The organism is Mycobacterium sp. TH-M15, assembly GCF_057473705.1.
This window is the reverse complement of sequence record NZ_JBYCLB010000402.1, coordinates 1-1,545: the sequence shown is the minus strand read 5'-3', so window position 1 is coordinate 1,545 and position 1,545 is coordinate 1. Positions and strand designations below refer to the sequence as shown.

The 1,545-nt window shown below is 71.5% G+C and carries 1 protein-coding gene and 1 pseudogene; both read left to right on the top strand.

All coding sequences use genetic code 11. The annotated features are described in order from the left end of the window. Positions 1–344 (top strand): annotated as a pseudogene (locus AC2VNT_RS09830) (serine/threonine protein kinase); the annotation flags it as partial. Beyond that, positions 341–1,545 (top strand): Stk1 family PASTA domain-containing Ser/Thr kinase (pknB, locus tag AC2VNT_RS09825; protein WP_486946676.1); only part of this gene is annotated, 1,205 nt, incomplete at its 3' end. The pseudogene AC2VNT_RS09830 and the gene pknB, both read left to right, overlap by 4 nt.

The window sequence follows — 1,545 nt, the reverse complement described above, 5'->3', positions numbered from 1 at the left end:
CCGGCCGCGCCGCCCCGTCCTCGATCCCGTCCGGCGTGGCGACCCGGACCGGGCCCGCCACCTCGGCGCGGGCGATGGCCGCCCGGCGCGCCCGGGCCAGCACGCCCCCGCCGCGCCGCACCTTCACGGCCGGGCAGCGGGCGCTGTTGTGGGCGGCCGGTGTGCTGGGCGCACTGGCGATCATCATCGCGGCGCTGATCGTGGTGAACAACAAGAACCCGATCAGCGGCTCGTCGCCCGGCCCGCCGACGGTCACCGAAACCGGCGCCCCACCGGCCGGGATCCCCCCGGAGCCCGCCCCGGCCGGAGCCGCGCTGCCGGCCGATTACCGGGTACCCCGATGACCACGCCCCCGCTGCTCTCGGATCGCTACGAACTCGGGGAGATCCTCGGCTTCGGCGGCATGTCCGAGGTGCACCTGGCCCGCGACACCCGGCTGCACCGCGACGTCGCGGTCAAGGTGCTGCGCGCCGACCTGGCCCGTGACCCCAGCTTCTACCTGCGCTTCCGGCGGGAGGCGCAGAACGCCGCCTCGCTCAACCATCCGTCCATCGTGGCGGTGTACGACACCGGCGAGGCGGAGACCCCGGCCGGACCGCTGCCCTACATCGTGATGGAGTTCGTCGACGGCGACACGTTGCGCGACATCGTGCAGAACGACGGCCCGCTGCCACCGACGCGGGCGCTGGAGATCATCGCCGACGCCTGCCAGGCGCTCAACTTCAGCCACAAAAACGGCATCATCCACCGCGACGTCAAACCGGCCAACATCATGGTCACCGAGAACGGCGCGGTCAAGGTGATGGACTTCGGCATCGCCCGGGCGATTGCCGACGCCGGCAACAGCGTCACCCAGACCGCCGCGGTGATCGGCACCGCCCAGTACCTCTCCCCGGAGCAGGCTCGCGGCGAGCCGGTGGACGCCCGCTCCGACGTGTACTCGCTGGGCTGCGTGCTCTACGAAATCCTCACCGGCGAAGCGCCTTTCGTCGGTGACACGCCGGTCGCGGTTGCCTACCAGCATGTCCGGGAAGATCCGGTACCACCGTCACAGCGCCATCCCGGCATCTCCGACGACCTAGACGCGGTGGTGCTCAAGGCGCTCGCCAAGAATCCGGCCAACCGCTACCAGACCGCCGCGGAGATGCGTGCGGACCTGGTTCGGGTGCACGACGGGCAGAAACCCGAGGCGCCCCGGGTGCTCTCCGCCGCCGACCGGGCGTCGCTGACGACGGCACCGTCGGACCGGCAGCCCGGAACGCAGACCGACCCGCTGCCCCGTCAGGAACTCGACTTCGTCACCGAGCGGCCGGTCGGGTCGGTGAGTCGCTGGCTGATCGCGGCCGCCCTGCTGGCGGTGCTCACCGTGATCGTCACGGTGCTGATCAACACCACCGGCGGCACGACCCGCCCGGTGCAGGTGCCGGATGTGCGCGGCATGGCGTCGGTGGACGCGGTCGCCGAACTGCAGAAGAAAGGCTTCAAGACGGTCACCGAGCAGCAGGCCGACTCGGTGGTGCCGCCGGACCGGGTGATCAACACCGA